Annotated in this window: 2 protein-coding genes; both read left to right on the plus strand. The window is 57.9% G+C overall.

What is annotated here, in order from left to right; translation table 11 throughout:
- The first annotated feature begins 10 nt into the window (after positions 1-10).
- Positions 11-1,219, plus strand: coding sequence for an NADH-quinone oxidoreductase subunit D (locus WA989_RS03935; protein WP_424339214.1), 1,209 nt, complete (start codon positions 11-13; stop codon positions 1,217-1,219).
- Positions 1,219-1,680: NADH-quinone oxidoreductase subunit NuoE (gene nuoE, locus WA989_RS03940; RefSeq protein WP_424339213.1), on the plus strand; the 462-nt coding region annotated here is incomplete at its 3' end. The genes WA989_RS03935 and nuoE, both read left to right, overlap by 1 nt.

Consider the following 1,680-nt stretch of genomic DNA (forward strand, 5'->3'; position numbering starts at 1 on the left):
GAAACCAGCAATGGCTGATTCGGCTTACATTTCGGCGGCCGAAGACGACCGCAAGTTCACGCTGAATTTCGGTCCGCAGCACCCGGCGGCGCACGGCGTTTTGCGCATGATCATGGATCTCGACGGCGAAGTCGTTGAGCGGATCGACAGCCATATTGGTCTGCTTCACCGCGGCACCGAAAAACTGCTCGAATACAAGACCTATCTTCAGGGCCTGCCGTATTTCGACCGGCTCGACTATGTCGCGCCGATGAACCAGGAACATGCCTGGTGCCTTGCGATCGAGCGGCTGCTTGGCATCGAAGTGCCCCGCCGCGCCAGTTTCATCCGGGTTCTTTATTCGGAGATGGGGCGTATCCTGAACCATCTCCTAAATATTACGACGCAGGCGCTCGATGTCGGTGCGCTGGCCCCGATTACGTGGGGATTCGAACAGCGCGAGCAGTTGATGGGCTTTTACGAGCGCGCGTCAGGGTCTCGCATGCATTCGGCGTATTTCCGGCCTGGTGGTGTCCACCAGGACCTGCCGCAGGACCTCATTGACGATATCATGGTGTTTTGTGAGGAGTTTCCCAAGGCGCTCGATCATATCGAAGGTCTGATTACCGAAAACCGCATCTTCAAACAGCGCAATGTGGATATCGGCGTTGTCGACGAGAAGACGATCATGGAATGGGGCTTTTCTGGCGTCATGGTGCGCGGCTCAGGTCTCGCCTGGGACCTTCGACGCTCGCAACCCTATGAAATCTACGACGAAATCCCGGGCGACGTGTTCAAGGTCGTGGTCGGCAACAATGGCGATAATTATGACCGCTATGTCTGCCGCATGGATGAGATGCTCGTCGCCAATGACATCATGAAATGGTGCATCGAGAACATGCCGGCGGGCGAAGTGCTTCTGGCAGGATCAAAAGTGTCTCCCCCGCGCCGGGGCGACATGAAGCGCTCGATGGAAGCGCTCATTCACCACTTCAAGCTCTACACAGAAGGCTTCCACGTGCCTGAGGGCGAAGTCTACGCCTGCGTCGAGGCCCCGAAGGGCGAATTCGGCGTGTATCTCATCTCGGATGGAACGAACCGGCCTTACCGGGTCAAGATCCGGGCGCCGGGCTATCCGCACCTGGCCGCCATGGATCATCTCAGCAAAGGCCACATGCTGGCAGACGTTTCGGCCATCCTTGGGTCGCTCGACATCGTGTTTGGGGAGATTGACCGCTAATGGCACTTCGTCGTTTTGATATTGAGGCGGGAGGCGAAAGCTTTGCCTTCAAGCCGCAGACCGAGCCCACGATTGAGTTCTGGCTTGCGAAATACCCGGAAGACAAGAGGCGCTCGGCGGTGATTCCGTTGCTCTGGCTCGCCCAGAAGGACAATGATGGCTGGCTGTCCGAGCCGGCCATGCGAACCGTCGCGGACCGTCTCGAAATGCCATATATCCGCGTCTATGAAGTCGCGACATTCTACACGATGTTCCGGCTGCAGCCTGTCGGGAAACACCATGTTCAGCTCTGCGGCACGACGCCGTGCATGCTGCGCGGGGCGAATGACCTCAAAACCGTCTGCGAGAAGAAGATCGGCAAGAAGATGGCTGTCACCGACGATGGCCGGCTGTCCTGGGAAGAGGTCGAATGTCTCGGTGCCTGCGTGAACGCGCCCATGGTGCAGATCAACGACTATTAC

The organism is Henriciella sp. (assembly GCF_049649345.1).
Lineage (GTDB): Bacteria > Pseudomonadota > Alphaproteobacteria > Caulobacterales > Hyphomonadaceae > Henriciella.